21 protein-coding genes are annotated in these 23,303 nt (G+C 68.1%); 16 read left to right on the top strand and 5 right to left on the bottom strand.

Features of this window, described 5'->3' with window-relative positions:
• Positions 1 to 187: 187 nt before the first annotated feature.
• The 9 genes from PPZ50_RS03145 to ppk2 all read left to right on the top strand — a co-directional run bounded on the left by PPZ50_RS03145 (position 188) and on the right by ppk2 (position 10,706).
• Positions 188 to 754 carry an RNA polymerase sigma factor gene (locus tag PPZ50_RS03145; protein WP_066689984.1) on the top strand — a complete coding sequence of 189 codons (567 nt, stop codon included), beginning with the start codon at positions 188 to 190 and terminating at the stop codon, positions 752 to 754.
• A complete protein-coding gene (locus PPZ50_RS03140) occupies positions 751 to 1,719 on the top strand; it encodes a FecR family protein (RefSeq protein ID WP_066689982.1) in 969 nt (322 codons plus the stop codon). Before PPZ50_RS03145 ends, PPZ50_RS03140 begins: the two co-directional genes overlap by 4 nt.
• Positions 1,720 to 1,931: 212 nt before the next feature.
• Complete coding sequence (locus tag PPZ50_RS03135) at positions 1,932 to 4,565, top strand: TonB-dependent receptor (protein ID WP_066689979.1); 2,634 nt, start codon at positions 1,932 to 1,934, stop codon at positions 4,563 to 4,565.
• A gap of 11 nt (positions 4,566 to 4,576) precedes the next feature.
• A complete protein-coding gene (locus PPZ50_RS03130) occupies positions 4,577 to 5,917 on the top strand; it encodes an alpha/beta fold hydrolase (RefSeq protein WP_066689977.1) in 1,341 nt (446 codons plus the stop codon).
• Entirely contained in the window at positions 5,914 to 6,966 is a 1,053-nt protein-coding gene (locus PPZ50_RS03125) for an alpha/beta hydrolase (RefSeq protein ID WP_066689976.1), read from the top strand. Before PPZ50_RS03130 ends, PPZ50_RS03125 begins: the two co-directional genes overlap by 4 nt.
• Positions 6,967 to 6,982: 16 nt before the next feature.
• The gene (locus PPZ50_RS03120; protein WP_066689974.1) at positions 6,983 to 8,332 is read left to right on the top strand and encodes an alpha/beta hydrolase family protein; all 1,350 of its coding nucleotides are present in this window, start codon (positions 6,983 to 6,985) and stop codon (positions 8,330 to 8,332) included.
• A gap of 54 nt (positions 8,333 to 8,386) precedes the next feature.
• A complete protein-coding gene (locus PPZ50_RS03115) occupies positions 8,387 to 9,265 on the top strand; it encodes an alpha/beta fold hydrolase (RefSeq protein WP_066689972.1) in 879 nt (292 codons plus the stop codon).
• 17 nt (positions 9,266 to 9,282) lie between these two features.
• Positions 9,283 to 9,897, top strand: coding sequence for a GyrI-like domain-containing protein (locus tag PPZ50_RS03110; protein WP_126014384.1), 615 nt, complete (start codon positions 9,283 to 9,285; stop codon positions 9,895 to 9,897).
• Between the two features lie 38 nt (positions 9,898 to 9,935).
• Complete coding sequence (gene ppk2, locus PPZ50_RS03105; RefSeq protein WP_232307940.1) at positions 9,936 to 10,706, top strand: polyphosphate kinase 2; 771 nt, start codon at positions 9,936 to 9,938, stop codon at positions 10,704 to 10,706.
• 132 nt (positions 10,707 to 10,838) lie between these two features.
• Here ppk2 and PPZ50_RS03100 read toward each other — a convergent pair whose 3' ends face one another.
• From PPZ50_RS03100 to PPZ50_RS03090, 3 genes are all read right to left on the bottom strand, one after another.
• The gene (locus tag PPZ50_RS03100; RefSeq protein ID WP_066689968.1) at positions 10,839 to 11,711 is read right to left on the bottom strand and encodes a MipA/OmpV family protein; all 873 of its coding nucleotides are present in this window, start codon (positions 11,709 to 11,711) and stop codon (positions 10,839 to 10,841) included.
• A gap of 67 nt (positions 11,712 to 11,778) precedes the next feature.
• Positions 11,779 to 12,231: a DUF2141 domain-containing protein gene (locus tag PPZ50_RS03095; protein ID WP_332307311.1), complete on the bottom strand. Its 453-nt coding sequence runs from the start codon at positions 12,229 to 12,231 to the stop codon at positions 11,779 to 11,781.
• On the bottom strand, positions 12,134 to 12,931 hold the full coding sequence (locus PPZ50_RS03090) for a sterol desaturase family protein (RefSeq protein WP_126014388.1): 798 nt from the start codon (positions 12,929 to 12,931) through the stop codon (positions 12,134 to 12,136). Before PPZ50_RS03090 ends, PPZ50_RS03095 begins: the two co-directional genes overlap by 98 nt.
• Before the next feature lie 294 nt (positions 12,932 to 13,225).
• Between PPZ50_RS03090 and crtY the strand changes: the two genes are divergently transcribed.
• The 4 genes from crtY (at position 13,226) to PPZ50_RS03070 (ending at position 17,595) form a co-directional block, all read left to right on the top strand.
• Entirely contained in the window at positions 13,226 to 14,389 is a 1,164-nt protein-coding gene (gene crtY, locus PPZ50_RS03085) for a lycopene beta-cyclase CrtY (RefSeq protein ID WP_066689962.1), read from the top strand.
• On the top strand, positions 14,386 to 15,864 hold the full coding sequence (locus PPZ50_RS03080) for a phytoene desaturase (RefSeq protein ID WP_066689960.1): 1,479 nt from the start codon (positions 14,386 to 14,388) through the stop codon (positions 15,862 to 15,864). The genes crtY and PPZ50_RS03080 overlap by 4 nt, the downstream gene beginning before the upstream one ends.
• 226 nt (positions 15,865 to 16,090) lie before the next feature.
• A complete protein-coding gene (locus PPZ50_RS03075; protein ID WP_066689958.1) occupies positions 16,091 to 16,672 on the top strand; it encodes a TIGR00730 family Rossman fold protein in 582 nt (193 codons plus the stop codon).
• Positions 16,669 to 17,595, top strand: a complete 927-nt coding sequence (locus PPZ50_RS03070; protein WP_066689956.1) for a phytoene/squalene synthase family protein — start codon at positions 16,669 to 16,671, stop codon at positions 17,593 to 17,595. Before PPZ50_RS03075 ends, PPZ50_RS03070 begins: the two co-directional genes overlap by 4 nt.
• Before the next feature lie 95 nt (positions 17,596 to 17,690).
• Here the strand turns inward: PPZ50_RS03070 and PPZ50_RS03065 are convergent, their stop codons facing one another.
• Entirely contained in the window at positions 17,691 to 18,761 is a 1,071-nt protein-coding gene (locus PPZ50_RS03065) for an AI-2E family transporter (protein WP_066689954.1), read from the bottom strand.
• A gap of 162 nt (positions 18,762 to 18,923) precedes the next feature.
• Here PPZ50_RS03065 and PPZ50_RS03060 point away from each other — a divergent pair, with 162 nt between their 5' ends.
• Entirely contained in the window at positions 18,924 to 21,038 is a 2,115-nt protein-coding gene (locus PPZ50_RS03060) for a TonB-dependent siderophore receptor (protein ID WP_272815704.1), read from the top strand.
• A gap of 74 nt (positions 21,039 to 21,112) precedes the next feature.
• Here PPZ50_RS03060 and PPZ50_RS03055 read toward each other — a convergent pair whose 3' ends face one another.
• Positions 21,113 to 21,643, bottom strand: coding sequence for a thiamine phosphate synthase (locus PPZ50_RS03055; RefSeq protein WP_066689950.1), 531 nt, complete (start codon positions 21,641 to 21,643; stop codon positions 21,113 to 21,115).
• A 22-nt stretch (positions 21,644 to 21,665) separates the two neighbouring features.
• Here PPZ50_RS03055 and PPZ50_RS03050 point away from each other — a divergent pair, with 22 nt between their 5' ends.
• Both PPZ50_RS03050 and PPZ50_RS03045 read left to right on the top strand, forming a co-directional pair.
• Entirely contained in the window at positions 21,666 to 22,331 is a 666-nt protein-coding gene (locus PPZ50_RS03050; RefSeq protein ID WP_066689948.1) for a YggS family pyridoxal phosphate-dependent enzyme, read from the top strand.
• Positions 22,332 to 22,341: 10 nt separating this feature from the next.
• Positions 22,342 to 23,025, top strand: coding sequence for an HAD family hydrolase (locus PPZ50_RS03045; RefSeq protein WP_272815703.1), 684 nt, complete (start codon positions 22,342 to 22,344; stop codon positions 23,023 to 23,025).
• Positions 23,026 to 23,303: the final 278 nt, after the last annotated feature.

The raw sequence follows: 23,303 nt of genomic DNA, 5'->3' as shown, positions 1-23,303 counted from the left end.
GCTCCTCTTCTGGGCACCATTTCTTCGCATAGCGTCGAAACAGCTTCGGGGATCGTCGGAACGACGGTCCCCGCAGGCACTTGTCTGCGGGCCGGTCGCCCGTCCGGGTGAATATCTTTCGATTCCATCGATCTGCCGTCCGACTGGACGTTACGGGTTGGCGCGTGTCATTCGTCATTACCCTCTGATGATCGACGATGATGTCCTCAAACGCTGGTTCGTCGCGGACGTGCTTCCGCTGGAGCGCGACCTCGAACGCTATCTGGCGCGCCATTGCCGGGCGCGGGATGACGTGATCGACCTTCGGCAGGAGGTGTACGAACATGCGGTCGGTGCCGCGCGCCGGGGGATTCCGTTGAACACGCGGCCGTTCGTCCTGACCATCGCCCGCAACCTGCTGATCGATCGGGCGCGCCGGGCGAAGGTGGTGTCGTTCGAACAGATGGCCGATCTCGACGAGCTGAACGTGCCCGACCTGACCGAGGCGGATCGTGCGCTGGGCGCCCGCGACGAGCTGCGCCGGGCGATGGCGGGGCTGGACCAGCTGCCGCCGCGCTGCCGCGAGGTCGTCCGGCTGCGGCGGGTCGAGGGGCTGAACATCCGCGAAACCGCCGCCCGGCTGGGGGTGGGCCACCACACCGTCGAGCGCCAGCTGACGCTCGGCCTGCGCGCGCTCGCCAATTTCATGCTGGGCGGCACGGCGCGGATCGACCGCACGCCGGGGCTGGCCCCGCGACGGAAGCGGACGCCATGACCGCCCGCCCCGAGATCGAAGCGCGTGCCGCCGCGTGGCTGGTGCGGCGCGACCAGCCCGAATGGAGCGCGGCGGACGATACCGCGCTGGCGGCCTGGCTGGACGAAAGCGATGCGCACAAGGCCGCGCTGTGGCGGCTCGAGGCCGGTTGGGACGCGACCGCGCGGCTAGCCGCCATGCGAAGCACCCCGGTCGAACCGGTGCCCCGCCGCGTCGCCCTTCTGAACAGCCGGGCGCTGCAGGCGCTGGCGGCCAGTCTGGTGCTGCTCTGCCTGTTCGCCGCGATCGCGCTGCCGGACCTGCTCCGGCGCGATCCGCCGCTGCTGCGCCGCTTCGCCACCACCATCGGCGAACATCGCGCGCTGCGCCTGCCCGATGGCAGCGCGGTGACGCTCAATACCGCCAGCACGCTGCGCACCGCGATCGACGGGGGTCGGCGCGCCGTCTGGCTCGATCGCGGCGAGGCCTATTTCGATGTGGCCCACGACAGCAGCCATCCCTTCGTCATCCACGCAGGCGACCGGATGGTGACGGTGCTTGGCACCCGGTTTTCGGTACGGCGCGATGGTCGCACGGTCACCGTCGCCGTCGTCGAGGGCCGGGTCCGAGTGGAGGATGCCGCCGGTGGCGAGCGGGGGCGGGCGGCGGTCATCACCGCCGGCAATGTCGCCATCGCGCGCGGCACGTCGATGCTGCTGACCGACCGATCGCCGGCGCGGGTGGAGGCGGCGCTGTCATGGCGGCAGGGGATGCTGACCTTCGACCGGACGACGCTGGGCGAGGCCGCCGCCGAGTTCAACCGCTATAACCGCCGGCAGATCCGGATCGCCGATGCACGCGCGGCGCAGATCCGGATCGGCGGCACGTTCGAGGCGACCGACATCGATGCATTCGCACGACTGCTGCACGCCGGGTTCGGACTGACGGTGCGCGAAGACGTCGATGCGATCACGATAGATTCCTGATCGGTCGCGTTACGACTTTCCGCCTGCCGTCCGTCTAGCATTGCAGAAGGCCCGAAGAGGCCGTGCAGTATCGGAGGGGGAATATGACCGGAAAGCATCGGTTCCTGGTAGCGGCAGCACTGGCAAGTAACTGCGCGACAACGCCTTCATGGGCGCAGGCGCGAACGGAAACTGTAAACCGGGTCCGCACCTACAGCATTGCGCCCGGTTCGATGCGGGCGGCGCTCGATGCCTGGTCGCGCCAGGCGGGTACGCCGGTGCTCTATCGCAGCGACGAAGTCGATGCGCTGCGCTCGCGCGGGGTTCGCGGAAAGCTGGACGCGATGGCGGCGTTACGGGCGGTCGTCGGCGGGTCGGGTCTCGTCCTGCATCGCGATCGCAGCGGCGCGATCGCCGTGACGCGGATGCCGGTCGCGGATCGCACGGCGGCGGTCGCACCGGTGGCGGAACCGACCGCGGCACCTGCGCAGGAGGATGACAGCATCGGCGACATCGTCGTCACCGCGCGGCGCACCGCCGAACGCGGCCAGCGCGTGCCCGTCGCGATCACCGCCTTCTCGCAGGATGCGATCCGGGAAAAGGGGATCAACAACGGCACCGACCTGCAGAATTTCACCCCGTCGCTATCGGTGGTCGGCGATGTCGCGCGCAACCAGGAAACCTATACCATCCGCGGCATGGGCGGCACCGGCGGTCCGGGGGCGGGCAGCGGTCCGGGCGTGGTCGGCTATTTCGCCGAAGTGCCCACCAGCGTCAGCGGCCCGGGCAATTTCTACGACCTCGCCTCGCTCCAGGTGCTCAAAGGGCCGCAGGGCACGCTGTTCGGGCGCAACACGACCGGTGGTGCCGTCCTGCTGGAGCCGCAGCGGCCACGGATGAACCGGGTCGAAGGCTATGTCGACGGCACGATCGGCAACCTTGAGCGCAAGAGCGTGCAGGGTGCGCTGAACGTGCCGATCGTCGACGACATGCTCGCGATCCGCGTCGCGGGACAACTGGACCAGCGCGAAGGCTATGTCCGCGACGTCGTGACCGGCCGCGACTATCTCAACCGCAACAATTTCAGCCTGCGCCTCGGCATCCAGTTCGATCCGTCGGCGACGATCAGCAACTATACCGCCGTCAGCTATCAGGAAGTGGACGAAAATGGCGGCGGCAGCATCCTGCTCGCGGTCAATCCCGCCCGCCCCTATGCCGCGCTCCTGCAACCCTATCTCGCCGCGCAGCAGGCGCGCGGCGTCCGCCGGACGGCGCTGAGCGTGCCCACGTTCGAGAAGGCCAAGAACTTCCTCGTCCTCAACAACACCGAATGGCGCGTCAGCGATACCTTCACGCTCAAGAACATCTTCAGCTACGCCCGCACCCGCTCGACCAGCGCCACCGATCGCGATTCGACGACGCTGCCGATCGCCGACCTGCTCGGCGCCTATCCGGGCAGCTGGAACAACAATTTGCGCACCATCACCGAAGAGGTGCAGGCCCGCTACGACAACGGCACGCTCCGCGTACAGGCAGGCGGCTTCTTCCTCGACCAGAAGACCCCCGCGCCGCTCACCTTTGCGACGGTCAACCCGTTGCAGGCCGGCGGTATCCTCGGCGGCGGCCCGCTGCTGATTCCGCAGCCGTTGCAGGCGGCGCTCGGCCTCACCAGCCCGCTCGTCCCCGCGCTGACCCTGCAACCGAGCGCCCATGTCGACGGGCACAGCAAGGCGGCCTATGCGCAGGTCCAGTACAAGATCGTGCCGACGCTGACCGCCACCGCCGGCTTTCGCTGGACGTGGGACGAATTCGGCGGTGATATCCAGAGCTATCAGGATCCGGCAAGCTATCAGGTCTTCAACCGGCTCGCCGCGCTCGGCATCATCAACCCGGCACAGGCGGCGCAGATCGTCGGGCTGAACGCCGGGCTGTGCGTCTATGACGCATACCGGGCGGTCGCGGCCGGGCGCGTGCCCACGCTCAAATACCCGAACTGCACCGCTGCGACCTTCCGCGGCACCAGCAACGGGCCGACCTGGCAGCTGGGCCTCGACTGGCAGGCCGATCCGCAGACCCTGCTCTATGCCGTCTCGCGGCGGGGCTACAAGTCTGGGGCGAGCAACCCGATCGTGTCGCTGTTTTTGGGCGAAGACCACCCGCTGTTCGCGGTGAAGCCCGAACAGGTGACCGATGCCGAAGTCGGGCTGAAGCGCGACTGGACCTTCGGCGACGTGCGCGCTCGCACCAACCTCGCCGCCTTCTATACCTGGTACAACGATATCCAGGTGATCCAGCGCGCGGCGATCGCCGGTTCGGACATCCTGACCAATGCCCAGCGCGCGCGGGTGATGGGACTGGAGTTCGAAGGCATGCTGGTCCCGGTCAAGGGCGTGACGCTCGGCGCGACCTATTCGTACAACTCGGCCAAGTATCTGCAATATGACACGATCGCGATCCCCGCGATCCCGCAGGCGCTGACCGCCGCGCAGCCGAGCCGCGACCTGGCCGGCACGCCGTTCTCGTTCGTGCCGAAGCACAAGTACAATCTGACCGCCAGCCTCGACCTGCCGATTCCGGAACAGGAGGGGACGTTGCAGCTGAGCGGCAACTGGTCGTACCAGACCAGCCAGCGCGTCACGCCGGAGGCGCAGCCGTTCGACACCATCGCCGGCTACGGCCTGCTCAACGTCCGGCTCGACTGGCGCGAAGTGCGCGGCTTCCCGCTCGACCTCGCCTTCTACGGCACCAACATCCTCGACCGGGCGTACCGCGTGACCGCCAATCCCAGCTACAATAATTCGGGCTTTATCGGCTCGATCTATGGCGAGCCGGCGCAATATGGCGTCCAGCTCCGCTATCGCTTCTGAGGGGAGCGGCCATGATGCGCCACGCGATCCTCCTTCCCGTCGCCCTGCTGGCCGGCACCGGCATTGCCCGGCAGGCACCACCCACCTTCCAGCCGACCGCTGCCCAGACTGCCTTGCAGGCAAAGGCACGCGCGGCCGGCGCCACCGCCCTCGCCGCGACGGCGGCACCCGGCGGCGGCATGATCCTGCACGGCAGCGTCGAGGGACGCCGCTTCGTCCTGACGATCCCGTCGAACTGGACCGGCGAGACGGTGCTGTTCGGACAGGGCTATGCTCTGCCGGGCACGCCGCCCAGCGTACCCACCGATCCGTTGGCCAAGGACCCCGGCGGCGGGCTGTTCAAGCATCTCTATGCGCAGGGGATCGCCAGCGGCATCGCCGCGGTCGACAAGAACGGCATCGCGACCGAAACGGCGACCCGCAACACCATGCGGCTGCGCGCATTGGCGGCGAAGCTGGGGGCGAAGCGCTTCTACGCGGTAGGCGGGTCGATGGGCGGCAACATCGTCCTGTCGCTGATCGAGAACCACCCCAACGCCTTTTCCGGCGCGGTCGCGATGTGCGGCGTGACGCAGGGGTGGCTGACGATGTTCCGGCAACTGGCCGACATGCGCGGCGCCTATGACGTGCTGACCGCCGGTACGCCCTATGCGTTGCCGGGCGGCAAGGACCTGACCCGCTCGGCGCTGCCGATCGTGCCGCCCCCCGGCGATCCGACATCGGGTGAGGCGTTTCGCGAAGCGCAGAAGATGAAGCTGCTGTCGCCGATCCTCGCGCTGTTCCTCGCCGCGAAGGCGAACCCGCAGGGACCGGAAGCGCGCATCATCCGGCAGATGGCGGCGATCGGCGGCTTCGCGCCCGACCCGGCGGCGCTGGGCGCACCGATCTCGTCCGCCGCGCTCGGTATGGACGATATCCGTGCGACGATGGGCGGCCTGCCGATCGGCAACCGCGACACCGTCTATGCCCCGCCTGAAATGGATGCGGCGCAGGCGGCGGACTTCAACCGCCGGATGCAGCGCTATGATGCCGATCCGCGCGCGGTCGCCTATGCCCGGCGCTGGCATGAGGCGACGGGCCGGTTCCGTATCCCGCTGGTCACCGTCCACCAGACGATCGATTCGCTGGTGCCGTTCGCGCAGACGCAGGGGCTGGGCCGGATCGCCGCCGCCGCCGGCAACAGCGCGCGGCTGGCGCAATATGCGGTGCCGCCGACGACGATCCCGCTGCCCGGCGGGCTGACCGGCTATACCCATTGCGGGTTCACGCCCGCGCAGAACATCGCCGCGTTCGATGCGATGCGCAGCTGGGTCCGCACCGGGCGCCGGCCCGCGGCGGATGCGGTACGATGACCCTGCACCGCTTCCTTGTCGACTTGACGATCGCCCTGATCGGCTTGGGGAGCGCACCGGCGATGGCGCAATCGGTGGCGGTGCCCGCCTTCACCCTGCCCCCGTCCAGCCAGCTGAGCGACGAGGCGCGCACGGTGCTGGTGCGGATGCAGGCGGAAACCGCGCCCAAGACCATTGCCGGCGACCTCGCGCAGCAACGCGCCTTCTACCAGCAATGGAACGACCGCCGCCGCGCCGAGATGCGCCGCCATTTCGCTACGCGCGAACGGCGGGAGCGTATCGCGGGCGTCCCCGTCACCATCGTCGATCCGGTGGCCGGCATCGCCCCCGGCAATGCCGGTCGCGTGCTTATCAACGTCCATGGCGGTGCCTTTCTCTGGGGATCGGGCAGCGGCGCGCTGGTCGAGGCGATCCCGATCGCGGCGACGATGCGGGTGCGGGTCGTCACGCTCGACTATCGGCTGGCGCCCGAACATCGCTATCCGGCGGCGTCGCAGGATGTGGCGGCGATCTATCGCGCCCTGCTCAAAACGCATCGGCCGGAAAATATCGGCATCTATGGCTGTTCGGCGGGCGGCGTCATCACCGCGCAGGCGACCGCATGGCTCCGCCGCATCGGACTGCCCCGCCCCGGCGCGATCGGGACCTTTTGCGGCACCGGCGCGCCCTATTCGGGCGACAGCCCCCATTGGGCCGGGCCGATGACCGGGGAAGAGGCGTTGCCGACGCCCGTTCTGCCCGCGACCTTGCCGACCCCCTATATGGCGGGCGTGGCGGCTGACGACCCTGCCGCCTATCCGCTGCGCTCGGACACCGAAACCCACGCGATGCCGCCGACGCTGCTGCTGGCGGGCGGACGCGACTTCGCGGTCAGCGCGCTGACCCTCGCCCATCGCCGCCTGACCGCTGCCGGCGTGGCGAGCGAGTTGCAACTGTTCGACGGCCTGCCCCACGCTTTCTTCATGTGGCCCGACATGCCCGAATCGACCGAAGCCTTTCGCCTGGTCGCCCGCTTCTTCGACCGGCATCTCGGCCGCCGCCCTCGTTAAACACGGAGTACGCCCGATGCGCGCCTTTCCCCTGATGTCCCTGCTCCTCGCCGGTGCTGCGCTCGCGGCCGCCCCGATTCCGCCCGCCGCCGCGCAGGACGCACCCGCCGCGCGGCAGCAGACGCTCACGGCACAGGCGACGCGGCTGGGCGCCGTCGACGTCACCGCGACGCCCCGCGCCGACGGCGGCGTGACGATCAACGGCCGGCTCGACGGCAACCAGTTCGCGCTGGCCTTTCCCAAGGGGTGGTCGGGCGACGGCCTGCTCTACGCCCATGGCTATTCGACCCCCGGCACCCCGGTCGCGGTATCCCCCGATCCGGTCGACAAGGGACCGGGCACCGGCGCGCTCGGCGAAGCCTATCGCCAGGGCTATGCCGTCGGCCACAGCGCCTATGCCAAGGCGGGGCTGGGCGTCGAAGCGGGCACGAAAGCCACCGCCCGGCTGCGCGACCTGCTGGCGCAGATGGGCGGCAAGCGCATCTATGCGATGGGTGATTCGATGGGCGGCGGGATCGTGGTCACGCTGCTCGAACGCTATCCGACCGCGTTCGCCGGCGGGTTCGCGCGCTGCGGCGTCGTCGCCAGCTGGCAGGATATCCTCGGCCGGCTGATCGACATGCGCCTCGCCTATGCCGTGCTGACCCGGGGCACGCCCTATGCGCTGCCCGGCAATGCCGACGTCCGCCGCGACGCGGTCTCGCCGCTGCCGCCCGCCGGCACGCCCGATGCCGCCGCGCAGGCCTATGTCTTCGGTCAGATCGCCAAGGTCGGCATGCCGCCGCTGGCGCTATGGACCGCTGCACAAAAGGACCCGAACGGCCGCGAGGCGCGGATCGTGCGCGCCGTCACCGAGATCGGCGGCTTCGACTATGACGCTGCCTCGCTCGCCTATCCGCTGGTCACCGCCGCGCTGGGTGCCGAGGACATGGCCGCGACCGCCGGTGGATGGTTCCATGGCAATGTCGGCAAAACCTATCGCGCATCGTCGCTGTCGGCGGAGGAGAATGCCGCGCTGAACCGCGATATCCAGCGGGTGACGGCGGCACCGCGCGCGCTCGCCTATCTGCGCGAATGGCGCACCGCCACCGGCCGGATCGGCGCGCCGTTGGTGACGATCCACAACCGCATCGATTCGCTCGTGCCCTATGCGCAGGAAGCGATGCTCGCCGCCGCGGTGGCAAAGGCGGGGCGGACCGCGAAGCTCACCCAGTTCACCGTCCCTGCGACCCGCGCCCTGCTGCCCATCGGCGGGATCGAGGGCTATACCCATTGCGGCTTCGACAAGACGCAGACGCTGGCCGCGTGGAACGCGCTGCGCGGATGGGTCGAACAGGGCCGCAAGCCCGATGCGACGCTGCGCTGATGATCCGTCAGGCGCACCGCCTCGCGGTCGGTGCGCCGAACCGGTGAGCCGACGATGATCGGCGACGCGTGCTCGCTGCCGATCCGGCGCGTGCCGACGCGGGCCGGTGCCGTTGGCGTCATCGTCGCCGGACAGGCTGGTCCACGCCTGCCGATCGTCCTGATCCATGGCGGCGGCATGGACCGGGCCGCGATCGCCTGGGCGCGGCTGATCGGGCCCCTGTCCGCCGACCGGATGGTCGTCGCGCCCGACCTGCCGGGCTTCGGCGCCAGCCTGTCGCTCGACCCGGTGGGCAGCGCGGCGGCGATGGCGGATATCGTCGGCGATGCACTCGATCGCGTCGGGGTCGATCGCGTCATCGTCGCCGGGGTGTCGATGGGCGGCGATGTCGCGCTGAACCTCGCGCTGCGCTCGCCCGATCGGGTCGCGGGTCTCGTCCTCGTCGCGCCCGGCGGCCTTGCGCCGCGGGTCCGCAATCCTGCCGTGCAGCTGCTGGCATGGGCGGCGGCGCAGTTGCCCGACGCGCTGCTGTTGCCGCTGGTGCGCTGGGGCAACCGCCATGTCGGGCAGCTCATCCGCCGCATGGTGGCCGATCCCGCGACCCTGCCGCCCGGGATCGCAGAACGCTTCGTCCGGGAAGCGGCCCGCGACCAGGCGGGCATCGCCTATCTGCGCTATAACCAGGCGTCGCTCGCGCCCACCCACCTGCGAAACGACCTGAGCGACCGCGTCGGGTCGATCCCGGCCCCCACCCTGTTCTTCCACGGCGCGAACGACCGCCTGGTCGCCCCCGCCGATTCGCGTCGCGCCGCCGCCCAGATGCCGCGTGCGCGCCTCGTGATCGTGCCCGATTGCGGCCATCTGGCGCAGATCGAGGCGCAGGACCGCTTCCGCGTCGAACTGGGCCTCTTCCTGGTCGAACATCGCCTGTGAACTCCGAAGGAGCACCCATGGAAAAGATCGATCTGAAGCGACAGTTTCGCGACCTCTACCACCCGCCGACACGCGATTTCGCCGATATCGTCGTCCCGCCCATGACGTTCGTGAAGGTCGACGGTGCGGGCGATCCGAACACCGCCGCCGCCTATCGCACTGCCGTCGAATGGCTCTACGGCGTCAGCTATGCGATGAAGTTCGCCGCAAAGGCGACGCTCAGCCGCGACTATGTCGTGCCGCCGCTGGAGGCGCTGTGGTGGTCGGACGATCCGGGCAGCTTCGTCCGCCGCGAAAAGGACCGCTGGCACTGGACGGTCATGATCATGGCGCCCGACTTCGTAACACCGGCCCTGTTCGAGCAAGCGGTCGCGAAGATGCTGGCAAAGCGCGACGACCGCCCGCCCTCGCTGCGCTTCGAACCCCTGGCCGAAGGGCGTTCGCTCCAGATTCTGCACATCGGCAGCTATGACGAAGAGGGACCGGTCCTGCACCGCCTGCACGACACGGTCATGCCCGCCCTAAACCTCACCTTCGCCGGGCCGCACCATGAAATCTACCTGAGCGACCCGCGCAGGACCGCGCCCGCCCGGCTGCGCACGATCCTGCGCCAGCCGGTTCGCCCCGCCTGAGCGCGCCAAACCGCTTTCGGCGGCACGGCGCGCATGTCATGCTGCGCGCGATGAAGAAGCACGTCTATGAATCGCGGCTGCACGCGTTGCAGCTGGCGCTGGTGGAGACCCAGCTCGCGGCAGCCAAGAGCGGCGAACGTGTGGTGATCCTGCTCGAAGGCCGCGACGGCGCGGGCAAGGACGGCACGATCAAGCGGATGGTCGAGCATCTCTCGACCCGCTCGACCCGCATCGTCGCGCTGCCCAAGCCGTCCGACCGCGAACGCTCGCAATGGTATTTCCAGCGCTATGTCGCGCATCTGCCGGCGGCGGGCGAGATCGTGATCCTCAACCGGTCATGGTATAATCGCGCGGGCGTCGAGACGGTCATGGGCTTTTCGACCGCGACCGAACAGGAATCCTTCCTGCGCGACGCCCCCGATTTCGAACGGATGCTGATCGAAAGCGGCATTCGCCTGGTCAAACTCTGGCTCGACATCTCGCGCGAGGAGCAGAAGGCCCGGCTCGACGCGCGGCGGACCGATCCGTTGAAGCAGCTCAAGGTCTCGGACCTCGACGCGGTGGCGCAGGAGCGGTGGGACGATTATTCCGCGGCGCGCGACCGCATGCTCTCGCGCACCCACACCGCGCTGTCGCCCTGGCATTGCATCCGCGCCGACCACAAGAAGCCTGCCCGCATCGCCGCCCTCGCCCATGTCGTCGCCCGCATCGCCCCGGACGCCATCGCCCACGAACAGGATCTGCCTGATCCGAAGATCCTGTTCCTGTTCGACCAAAGCGCCATCACCGACGGCCGGCTGGCGTGCTGACGCTCAGCCCATATACACCGTCACCCCGGCCTTGAGCCGGGGTCCCGCTTCCTCTTGCCCGGTTGCAAAGTAAGCGGGACCCCGGATCAAGTCCGGGGTGACGAAGCTGGGTTCTATCGGTCCCTCATTGCCTCAAAAGCTATAGGCCACACCCACCGCGCCCAGCCACTGGTTGCTCGACCCGTTGCGCGCCACGATCGGGCTGTCGGCAAAGTCGTTGAGCAGCTTGCGATAGACGACCGTGCCGAACAGCTGCCAGCCCGAGCGCAGGTCGCCGCTGATCGAATGGCCGCCGATCGCGCCGAGCGTCCAGTTCTTCCACCCGCCCCGCGCATTGTAGACCGGCAGGCCGCTGGCGAACGACTGGGACGGGGTGATCGAGAAATAATTGTCGGCATAGCCTTCGCCGACGCGCTCGCCCGATACGAAGATGCCGGCAATCGCCTTGAGGCTGAGCGGCGTGACATAGGTCACGGTCGGTGCCAGCACGGTCGAGCCATGCCCGCCCGCCACGTCCTTGCGATAGCTGATCGACGCCGACAGCCGGTCGAACTGCGAGGTGATGACCCCGGTCTTGCCGATGCCGACATAACCGCCCAGTTCGATCGCGGTGCCGACCTTGCCCAGCGCACGGACCTGCGCATCGTCGATGCCCTTGGTCGTGTTGCGGTTCAGGCTCACCACCGCGATCGGCCCCGCCTGGAAATCCCAGGTCGGGCCGACCCCGTCGCGGATCAGGTCGACGCTGGCGCGGTTGCCGGCCAGCAGGAAATTGAACCCCGATACCCGGCCGGTGGCGGCGGGGACCGGCGTGAAGCCGTAATCGTCCGACCCTTCATAATCGGGCAGCACCGCCGCGCCGATCCCGACGACATAGAAATCGCCGCCGGTATCGTCGTTCGGCATGGCGGAGGCGGGCACCGCCGGCCCGGCCGCTTCCTGCGCAAAGGCGGGGGCGGCAACAGCGGCGGCGGCAGTCAGGACGGCGGCGAAAATGGCGCGCAAGGGCGTAGCTCCGGCAAATATTACAGCCGCGTAACGCTACGTTGCCGACTTCGGTCCGTCCTTTCTACTATAGCAGATAGCGAATCCGTACCTGTTGCATGGTTACATCACCCGCCAGCGGGAATTCCGCCGCGCTGAACTTGGGCGGACCGAAGCGGATCGCCGGATTGCGCGAAAAGCCGAAACCTTCGCGCGGGATGCCGGCAAAGGTGTCGAGCTTCGCATTGTTGTTTTCGTCATGGATCACCGACACGGCATAGTCGCCGCGTCCCAGCCCCGCGATCCGCACGCCGCCGGCATTGGCGGCGAAGGTGCGGGTGACGGCGTTGCGGTCGTCGGTGCAGCCGGGAAAATTCTTGGGGTCGGCGGTCAGGCAGAGGCGGATCACGCCCTTGGTCGAACGCAGGTCGCTGACCCGGACGTCAAGCGTGCCGGTCGGCATCGCCCCCGGCAACAGCGCCAGCGCCAGCACCGCCAGCGCGACGCGCCGCGCGCGCGCGCTCTTTTTCGAAGTCGCCAAGCCCGCCATCGGTGCCGCACAGCCGGTCCCAGAAGCGGAAATAGAGCCCGAAATTGCAGCCATAGCGTTCATGATGCCTCTGATGATGGCTGGCGGTAATCAGCCAGCCCCCCAATCGCCCCGCCCACATGAACCGGGGGAACATTTCCCATCCCATGTGGTTGGTGACGCCCATAACCGTCATGGTCGTCAGCACCAATGCCAGTGCACCGATATGAATCGGAATGACGAAGACGAGTAGCGGAATTACCACAGCACCGGTCAGCGCCTCGATGGGGTGAAACGCCATCGCCGCCCACGCGGTCGGCGGGCGGCTGGCATGGTGGACGGCATGGGCGATGCGAAACCATTTCGGCCGGTGCATCCAGCGATGGGTCCAATAGAACCAGGTGTCGTGCGCAAAGAGATAGAGCAGCACCGACAGCGGCAGATACCATAACGGGTACGCGTCGACGTCACGGTAGATCGCCGTCCAGCCGCGATGCTGCCACCCCCAGGCGACGATGCCGGCGGGGATGCCGTAAATGGCAGCGGACAGCAGCGACCAGCGAATCTCCTTGGCGATCTGCGGATCGAGGCCGCGATACAGCCCCGGATGCCGCACGCGCGTGGCAAAGGCGAAACCGGCCGAGGCAAGCAGATAGCGCACGCCCACGATCAGCGTCATCGCCACGGCGGACAACAGGATAGCCAGCGGGATCGACATGGGGGCCCTGTAGCGGATTGTGGGCGGGGAGGACAGGCTTAGATCCTCCCCGCCTGTGGGAAGCGATCGCCCTCCGCAACCCCACCGTCACCCCGGGCTTGACCCTGGGGTCCCGCTTCTCGCTCGGCCGGCTGTAGAAGAAGAAGCGGGACCCCGGGGTCAAGCCCGGGGTGACGAGGAAATCACACCGACTATCGACAGCGGCTGCCGCACGCTGAAGCCCCACCCCATCGGGCAAGCCGGCTTTCCGCCGTTGCTACCGCGACTTCGCTCCCCTACTGCCCCCCCATGCCAACCATCCATCAATGCGACCTCGCCATCGTCGGCGGGGGATTGTCCGGCGCCCTCATCGCGCTGGCGGCGGCGAAGCGGCGGCCCGATGCGCGCATCCGCCTGATCGAGGGGGCGGCGCACTTCGGCGGCAACCATGTCTGGTCGTTCTTCGGCAGCGACGTCGCGACCGAACAGCGCGCACTGGTGGCGCCGCTCGTCGCCCATGGCTGGCGCGGCTACGACATCGCCTTTCCGGCGCATGCCCGCACCCTCGACACCACCTATTATTCGATCACGTCCGAACGGCTCGACACGGTGCTGCGCGATACGCTGCCAAGTGAAACGCTGATGGCGTCGGCGCGGGTGCTGGGAGCCAGTCCGACCGCCGTCGTGCTGGCGGACGGCGACCGGGTGGAGGCGCAGGGGGTGATCGACTGTCGCGGCCCCGGCGACCTGTCGCATCTCGACCTCGGCTGGCAGAAGTTCATGGGGATGGAGTTGCACACCGCCTATCCCCACGGCGTCGAACGCCCGATCGTGATGGACGGATCGGTCGAGCAGATCGACGGCTATCGCTTCCTCTACACCCTGCCGTTCGATGCCTCGACGCTGTTCGTCGAGGACACATATTATAGCGACACCCCCGACCTCGACACGCAGGTGCTGGCGGGACGCATCGCCGCCTATGCCGCCGCAAAGGGCTGGGACGCGGCCACCGTCGGGCGCAGCGAAACCGGCGTGCTCCCGGTCGCGATGGGCGGCGATTTCGAGGAATATTGGCGTTCTGGCGGCAATCGCGTGGCAAAGGGCGGGATGCGCGCCGGGCTGTTCCATCCGCTGACCGGCTATTCGCTGCCCGACGCCGTACGTCTGGCGCAGCTGGTCGCCGACAGTTCGGACTGGTCGGGCGGAGCGCTCCACACGCTGACCCATGATTATGCGGCGTCGCTGTGGAAAAAGCGCGGCTTCTACCGGATGCTTGCGACAATGTTGTTCCGCGCGGCGGACCCTGTGGAACGCTACCGCGTGCTCGAACGCTTCTACCGGCTGGACGCGGCGCTGATCGGACGCTTCTATGCCGGGCAATCGAATTTGTTCGATCAGGCCCGGGTGCTGATCGGGAAACCGCCGGTGCCGATCGGGCGCGCGGTGCAGGCGTTGATGGGGAGACAGGGGTGAAGACGGCAGTCGTTATCGGCGCAGGGTTCGGCGGCCTCGCGCTCGCCATCCGGCTGCAGTCGGCGGGCGTGCAGACGACGTTGGTCGAGGGGCGCGACAAGCCCGGCGGCCGCGCCTATTATTGGGAGCGCGACGGCTTCGTCTTCGACGCCGGCCCGACGGTCATCACCGCCCCCGAGGCGTTGCAGGAACTCTGGCAGCTGACCGGCCGCGACATGGCCGAGGACGTGACGCTGGAACCGGTGTCGCCCTTCTACCGGCTCAACTGGCCCGACGGCACCAATTTCGACTACACCAACGACGACACGCTGCTGCGCTCCGAAATCGCCAAGCTCGATCCGGGCGATCTCGCCGGCTATGCCCGCTTCCTCGAATATTCGGCGGGGGTGTACGAGGAAGGCTATGTGAAGCTCGGCCACGTGCCGTTCCTCGACTTCGCCTCGATGATCAAGGCCGCGCCGGCGCTGGCGAAGTACCAGGCGTGGCGCTCGGTCTATTCGATCGTGTCGTCGTTCGTGAAGAACGACAAGTTGCGCCAAGCGCTGTCGTTCCACACCCTGCTGGTCGGCGGCGATCCGATGAAGACCAGCAGCATCTATGCGCTGATCCACAAGCTGGAGCGCGACGGCGGCGTGTGGTTCGCGCAAGGGGGGACCAACAAGCTGGTCGCCGGCATGGTCCGCCTGTTCGAAAAGCTCGGCGGCACGTTGATGCTCGGCGATCCGGTCAAGAGCATCGACACGCTCGGCGACCGCGCGACGGGGGTGACGACGAAGGGCGGCGTGGTGATCGGCGCCGACATGGTCGCGACCAATGCCGACCTGATGCACAGCTACAAGGACCTGCTGTCCGGTTCGCGCAGCGCGCAGCGCAAGGTGCAGCGGCTGGAGAAGAAGCGCTTCTCGCCGTCGCTGTTCGTCGTCCATTTCGGCATCAAGGGCACATGGCCGGGCATCCCCCACCACATGATCCTGTTCGGCCCGCGCTATAAGGGGCTGCTCGCCGACATTTACGACCATGGCGTGCTGAGCGAGGACTTCTCGCTCTATCTCCACCATCCGACCGTCACCGACCCGTCGATGGCGCCGGAGGGGCATTCGACCTTCTACGCGCTGTGCCCGGTGCCGCACACTGGCAAGTTCCCGGTCGACTGGGACCAGATCGGCCCGATCCTCGAAAAGCGCATTCTCGATGAAGTCGGCCGCCGCCTGATCCCCGACATTCACGACCGGATCGTGACGAAGTTCAGCTATATGCCGAGCGACTTCACCCACGACCTGAACGCCTATCAGGGATCGGCCTTCTCGCTGGAGCCGATCCTGACCCAGAGCGCCTATTTCCGCGCGCACAACCGCGATGACGATATCCCGAATCTGTATGTGGTCGGGGCCGGCACCCATCCGGGCGCGGGGATTCCCGGGGTCGTGGGAAGCGCCAAGGCGACGGCTGGGCTGATGCTGGGGGGCGAGGACTGAACGCCCTCTCCCGCGCCCAACCCCAACCCCAACCGTTTGGTTCGAGCAGCTTCGAGCTTGTCGAGAAGCGCCCGTCGAGAACGCCCCGTTTGAGGCACCCCCTTCTCGACTTCGGTTCTCGACAAGGCTCGAACCTGCGCTCGAAGCAAACGGATTGGGTATTGGGCAGGTAGGGGCAACGTCACCCGCTTGCCCCCCACCCGCCAATCGCCTACCTCCCACCCCCATGAAGCGCCTGGCCATCTATTGCGGGTCCGCGACCCCCGCCGACCCTGTCTATATCGACTCCGCCCGCGCCGTCGGCCGTGCGCTGGCGGAGCGCGGCATCGGCGTCGTCTATGGCGGCGGCAAGCTCGGCCTGATGGGCGCGGTCGCCGATGGCGCGATCGAGGCGGGTGGCGAGGTGATCGGCGTGATCCCGACCGCGCTGGTGAAGGCAGAGGCCGCGCACAAGGGCCTCACCGAACTGCACGTCGTCGACACGATGCATCAGCGCAAACAGGCGTTCACCGACCTGTCCGACGGCTTCGTCACCATCCCCGGCGGCACCGGCACGATGGACGAATTGTGGGAGGCGATGAGCTGGGCACAGCTCGGCTATCACACCAAGCCGGTCGGATTGCTCAACGTCGCCGGCTTCTACGACCATCTGATCGCCTTCGTCGCGAAGATGGCCGAGGTCGGCTTCATGCGCCCGATGCACCGCGACATATTGCTGGTCGCCGACACGCTCGACGCGCTGCTGGGCAAGATGGCGGCGCACACGCCGGTGCAGGCGATCATCCATATGAGCAGCAAGGACCTTTGATCCCGCCCCGCGCAGCGCTCGTCGCGCATGCTCGCGACACGATCGCGCGCGGCTCCAAGAGTTTCGCGGCGGCGAGCAAGCTGTTCGATCCCGTCACCCGCGAACGCGCCTGGCTGCTCTATGCGTGGTGCCGCGCCTGCGACGACCTGGCCGACGGGCAGGACATGGGCCATGGCATGCAGCGGCTCGACGATGCGCAGGAACGCCTGACCCTGATCCGCGCGCGCACCGCGCAGGCGCTGGCCGGGCAGCCGACCGGCGATCCCGCCTTCGACGCGCTGGGCGTGGTCGCAGCCGAGGTCGGCCTGCCGCATGCCCTCGTGTACGACGTGATCGACGGGTTCCAGCTCGACGCCGATGGCTGGCAGCCGGTAAGCGAAGCCGACCTGTACCGATATTGCTATCACGTCGCCGGCGCGGTCGGCGGGCTGATGGCGGTGGTGATGGGCGTGCCCGCGCACGAACAGGACACGCTCGACCGCGCCTGCGATCTCGGCCTCGCCTTTCAGCTCGCCAATATCGCCCGCGACGTGCGCGAGGATGCCGACGCCGGCCGCTGCTATCTGCCGCGCGACTGGCTGGCCGAACAGGGCATCGACCCCGCCGATCCGATGGCGACGCCCGACCGGGTCGCGATCCTCGCCCGCCGCATGGCCGCGCGCGCGGCTTCCCACGAAGACAGCGCCCGCGTCGGTGCCGCCCGCCTGCCATGGCGCTCGGCCTGGGCGGTGCTCGCCGCCGCCGACATCTATGGCGGCATCGCCCGGAAAGTCGCCGCCGCCGGCCCCGCCGCATGGGACCAGCGGCAGAGCACATCGAAAGGCGAAAAGATCGCCGCCATCGCCCGCGCCTTCGTGGCGGCCCGCTGGCGCCCCGCGCCGGATACCCCGCGCGACCCGGTACTGTGGACGCGCCCCGCCTGACCCACCCGTCACCCCGGGCTTGACCCGGGGTCCCGCTTCTTCTCGACGGCACGAAAAGCGGGACCCGGGATCAAGTCAGCTTGGGAGCGGAGCGCTCACTCCTCCTCCTTCACCTTGTCCGTCGCCACGGTAATGTCCCGCCCCAGCAGCGCCTGCACGTAAATCCGCTGCACCAGCACGAACACGACGATCGTCAGCGGCGCCGCCAGCAGCACGCCGATGAACCCGAACAACAGCCCCATGCCGATGACCGAGAACAGCAACACGGCGGGCGGCACGTCGACCGCATGTTTCTGGACGATGGGTTGCAGGATATTGCCCTGGATCTGCTGGACGATCAGGAACAGCACGATCGTCCACAACGCGGTCGACGGCGACTGGGTAAAGGCCAGCAGCACGGCGGGCACGCCGGCGATGATCGGCCCGACGAACGGCACGATGTCCATCAACCCGGCGATCAGCCCCAGCCCGATCGCGGCCGGCACGCCCAGCAGCGACAGCCCCGCCCCGGTCAGCACCGCGACGACGATGATCGCCACCGCCTCGCCCTTCATCCATCCGCGCAGGCCGCCGGCGGCGTCGTCCACCGCCTTGCGCGCGACGCCCTCGGCCTTGGGCGGCACCAGCGTCACCAGCCCCCGGCGATAGAGTTCGGGATCGGCCGCCAGGAAAATCGCCCCGACCAGCACCAGCACCGCATCCGACAGCCCCGACCCGATCGACAGGGCATAGCCGCCCGCGCGCGACATGATCGTCGACAGGTCGCTGCTGCCCTGCGTCAGCAATTCGCGCGACGGCTCGCCCAGTCCCCAGCTGTCGAGCTGACGCTGCACCGCCTGGAATGCCGCCGGGATCTGTTCCTGGATCGTGTCGAACTGCTGCGCCAGCTGCGCGCCGAACGCATAGAAGATGCCGATCACCGTACCGAGCAGCAGGATGACCGACAGCGCCAGCGCCAGCCCGCGCGGCAGCCGCGTCCATCGCTCGATCCGGTTGGCCACCGCGCTGAACAGCACCGCGATCGTCGTCGCGGCGAACACCAGCAGCACCAGCCGCATCATGCTGACCAACAGCCACGCCGCGCCAACGATCGCCAGTACCATCACCGTCATCGCCGCGACCCGGCCGTAACCGGGCGTCGCGCGCTGCGTATCGTTGTCGGCCATCCCGCTTTTCCCCTTATGCGCCCTCCAACGGTCGGAACGCCGCCGCGTTCCGGTTCGGCTGCGTTACAATGTCATCCTTTTTGCGGATCGTTCGCAATTGGATTGCATCCTCCATGTTCGTTCGCTAATGCGAGCGAATTGCATCAATACATCGGGGGTGGTGTGAAGCGGTTTTGGATGTCGGTCGCGGGCGCGGCCATGGTTTCGGTTCCGGCACTGGCACAGGACCGCGCAGACCCGCCCGCCGATGACGAGATCATCGTGCAGGGCCGCGCCCAGCAACTCTACCGCACGCTCGTCACCACCGTTGGCAAATCGGCACAGGACCCGCTCGACATTCCGCAGGCGCTGCAGGTCATCAATGCCGACCTGTTCGTCGATCAGGGCGCGCGCGACGCGACCGACATCTATCGCAATATCTCGGGCGTCAGCGCATTCAGCTATGCCGGCGTCACCTTTCGCGGCTTCCGCCAGGACCAGTCCTTCTACGACGGACAGCGCGGCAATCCGTTCATCGGCTTTTCGGTCCCGCAACTGTTCAACATCGACCGGGTCGAGGTGCTCAAGGGTCCTGCCGGGCTGTTCTTCGGCCCAGGATCGCCCGGCGGCATCATCAATTACGTGTCGAAGACGCCGTCGGACCGCGCCGCGCTGCGCACCGTCGTCACTGCCGGCAATTACGACCGGTTCGGCATCTCGGCGGAGGCGACCGACCGGATCGATGCCGATGGCGTGGTCAGCTACCGCCTCGGCGGCTTCTACGAAGCGATGCGGCCCTATCGCTTCAACACGCTGAACAAGTCGCTGATCGGCGATGCCGGCCTGTCGATCCGCACCAATCCCGGCGGGCTGCTGACGGTGCAGGTCACGACCTATGACAATTATCTGCGCGCCAACCGGCTGCGCGGGGTGCTGGTCGACGATAGCGGGCGCTTCCTCGGCTCGATCCGCTGGAACGCCAATGAAAAGAGCGATTTCCTCCACCTGACCTCGACCGCGACCCAGGCGCGCTATGCGACCGCGATCGGCGACGCGATCACGTTCGATGTCGGCGCCCGCTACTTCAAGGCGACCGAGCGGCAGAAATATCACGAGCCGCGCGGGCGCAACGCCGCCAACCCCGATCTGGTGCTGCGCGAATTCCGCGATCAGGTCCGCCCGGTCGACGGCCTGTCCTTCGCCGCCAATGCGACCGCGACCACGACATTGCTCGGCATGGAGCACCGGTTCCAGTTCGGCGGCGACTGGTTTCGCGAAACGAATATCCTGCGCTCGCGCATCCTGCGCAGCGGCGTGCTGCCCTTGAGCCTCAGCCGCCCGGTCTATGGCCGCTCGGACGGGGATGCCACGCGGGCGATGGCGCTGCCCTTCACCGTCACCGACACCCGCTCGACCCGCTATGGCTTTTATGCGCAGGATCAGATTTCGCTGACCGAGCAGTTTCTGCTGGTCGGCGGGCTGCGCTACGACCGGTTCGACGATGGCGTGACCGTCGCCACCGGCAACCGCGTCACCGCCCGCTCGCGCTATGCCGACAGCGACGTCACCTTCCGCGGCGGCGCGATCTATCAGCCACGCACCGACCTGTCGCTCTATGTCAGCTGGTCGCAGGGATTCGAACCGCAGGCCAGCGCGTCGCAGGCGACCGACGCCGGCGGCCCGTTCGCGCCGGTCACCGGCAACCAGTGGGAAGGCGGCGTCAAATCGCTCCTGTTCGACGGCCGGTTGCAGGCGAATGCCGCGCTGTACCGCATCGTCCGCGAAAACATCCTGCAGGTCGATCCCGCGTTGCCCCCGGTCAATGGCGTCGATCAGCTGCGCCCGATCGGGCAGGTGACCAGCAAGGGGGTCGAACTCGACCTGACCACCGACCTCACCCGCAACTGGGTGCTGCTCGCCAACTATGGGTATAATGACGCGCGGATCACCGCCACCGCGCCGGGACAGGCGATCACCAACGCGGTCGGCACCCGCTTCGCCAATGCCCCTGCGCACAAGCTCGGCTTCTGGACCCGCTATCAGCTGCCGGTGATCCGGACCGCCCTTGCGTTCGGCGGCGAACATGTCTCGCGCCGCATCAGCCTCGCCGGACAGACGGTCCGGCCCTACACCATCTTCGACGCGTCGATCACGCAGCAGCTGGGCTTTGCCGAACTGATGCTCCGGGTCGATAACCTCTTCGACACGGTGTACGCCGCCTCGGGCTTCTCGGCACAGACCGGCCACTTCCCCGGCGACCCGCGCACCGTCTTCGCCGAACTACGCGCGAAGTTCTGACGCGACCTATCTCCCTCCCATCGTCACCCCGGGCTCGACCCGGGGTCCCGCTTCTTCTTCGCCCCCCCCCCGGATCAAGCCGGGGGCAACGACCCCCAGGCATCGATCGCCGCCCAGCCGGCAATCCCCTTCAGCGTCCGCGCCCGTGCCGCCGTCATCCCGCCCAGCGCGATGACCGGCACGCGCGCACCCACGATCAGCCGCTGGAACCGCACCCGCCCCAGCGCCCGCGCACCGGGATGCGACCGGGTGGGAAAGACGGGCGAAACGAAGATGCCATCGACCCCCGCCCGCTCGGCGGCGATGCGTTCACGCATCGAATGCACCGGCCGCGTCGCCAACCCCTTGGTCTTGCACGCCTTTCTTCCGTGCACCCCATCGCCACCCCGCAGCGGCGGCCCCGCCACCAGCAGCACCAGCCCCCGCGCCCGCGCGATCCGCCGCACCTGTGTAAACTTCCGCCGCCGTTCCCCTTCGGGTGTGGCATAATGCCGGAACACGACACCACTCCCCCGCGGCAACTTCGCCACCATCGCCGGCAATGCCTCGCCCAACCGTTCATCGGTCATCAGCCAGCGGGTCGGCAAAGGGTGGCGGCGGCGCATGGCGGCCTCTATAGCGCGCGCGATGACCAAAACCGACACCCCGCTCGGCCTCGTTCGCGACCGGATCGCCCATGCCGAATCGATCGCCCGCCGCCCCCGCGGCGCGACGACGCTGATCGCCGTCAGCAAGACCCATGACGCCGCCGCGATCCAGCCGCTGATCGACGCCGGACAGCGCGTGTTCGGCGAAAACCGGGTACAGGAAGCGCAAGGCAAATGGCCGGCATTGCAGGAGCTTACGCCCGGCATCGAACTGCATCTGGTCGGTCAGCTCCAGTCGAACAAGGCCGAGGATGCCGTCCGCCTGTTCGACGCGATCCATTCGGTCGACCGCCCCTCGCTGGTCGCCGCGCTGGCCAAGGCGATCGACAAGACCGGCCGCGCGCCCGCCTGTTTCCTCCAGGTCGATATCGGTGACGAACCGCAAAAGGGCGGCTGCGCGCTGTCGGACCTGCCCGCGCTGCTGGCCGAGGCGAAGGCCGCCGGGCTTCCCGTCGCCGGGCTCATGTGCGTGCCGCCCGCCGGCCTCGACGCCGCGCCCTATTTCGCGCTGACCGCCAAGCTCGCCCGCGACCATGGCCTCACCGGCCTCAGCATGGGCATGTCCGACGATTTCGAAACCGCCGTGACGCTCGGCGCGACCCATGTCCGCATCGGCTCCGCCCTGTTCGGCGCGCGGGGCCAGTAAAGGAACGATGATGACCCGTCCGAAAGCCCTGTTGTTCGACTTTGACGGCGTGCTGCTGGAAAGCGAATTTGCCGGCAACCGCCAGATCGCTGACTTCCTGACCCAGGCGGGCCATCCGACCAGCGCCGCCGATTCCATGGCCAATTTCATGGGCCTGTCGGGCGACCACTTCACCCAGGCGATCGAGAAATGGGTCGGCGGCCCGGTGCCCGACGGCTTCTGGGACGCGCGCGCCATCGAGGATGCCCGCGTGCTGGCAGAGGGGGTCGAGGCGGTGGCCGGGGCGGTCGCCTTCGTCCGGTCGCTCCCCGCCGACCTGCCGCGCGCGATCGTGTCGTCCAGCACGACCCAATGGATCGCGACGCATCTGGACCATCTCGGCATCCGCGACGCGTTCGGCGACCATATCTACAGCGGCAAGGAGCATGTCGCGAACGGCAAGCCCGCGCCCGACCTCTATCGGTACGGGGCGAAGCAGCTCGGCGTCGCGATCGAGGACTGCGCGATCCTCGAGGATTCGCCGGTCGGTGTCACCGGCGCCGTTGCATCCGGCGCCCGCGTGATCGGGCTGTGCGCCGGGTCCCATTGCGGCGTCGGCCATGACGACCGCCTGCGCGCGCTCGGCGTGACCGAGATCGCGCATGGCTTCGACGAGGTGGCGCGGTTGCTCGGGCTGGAACCGGTGTCGGTCTGAGTGTGGCCGGACGGTTGGTCCACGTAATGGCGTAAGCGAGTAGCAGGTGGTTTTCACGCGGAGGCGCGGAGACGCGAAGAAGAAGATTAGATTTCGCGCAGAGGCGCAGAGGCGCAGAGAGGTTGCGTTTGCCGCGTCCTCATCCGCGCCAGCGGCCTCATCTTAAGCCGAAGCGGGCGCGACGGTCTACCGATCGAGCGCAAGGTGGCAGCAAACGCAACCTCTCTGCGCCTCTGCGCGAACCAATTTCTTCTTCTATTCGAGCCAGCGGGAACACT

The sequence above is a fragment of the Sphingomonas hankookensis genome (assembly GCF_028551275.1).
In the GTDB taxonomy this organism is placed as follows: domain Bacteria; phylum Pseudomonadota; class Alphaproteobacteria; order Sphingomonadales; family Sphingomonadaceae; genus Sphingomonas; species Sphingomonas hankookensis_A.
The sequence above is the reverse complement of the archived record's forward strand: the minus strand, read 5'-3'. Positions and strand labels throughout refer to the sequence as shown.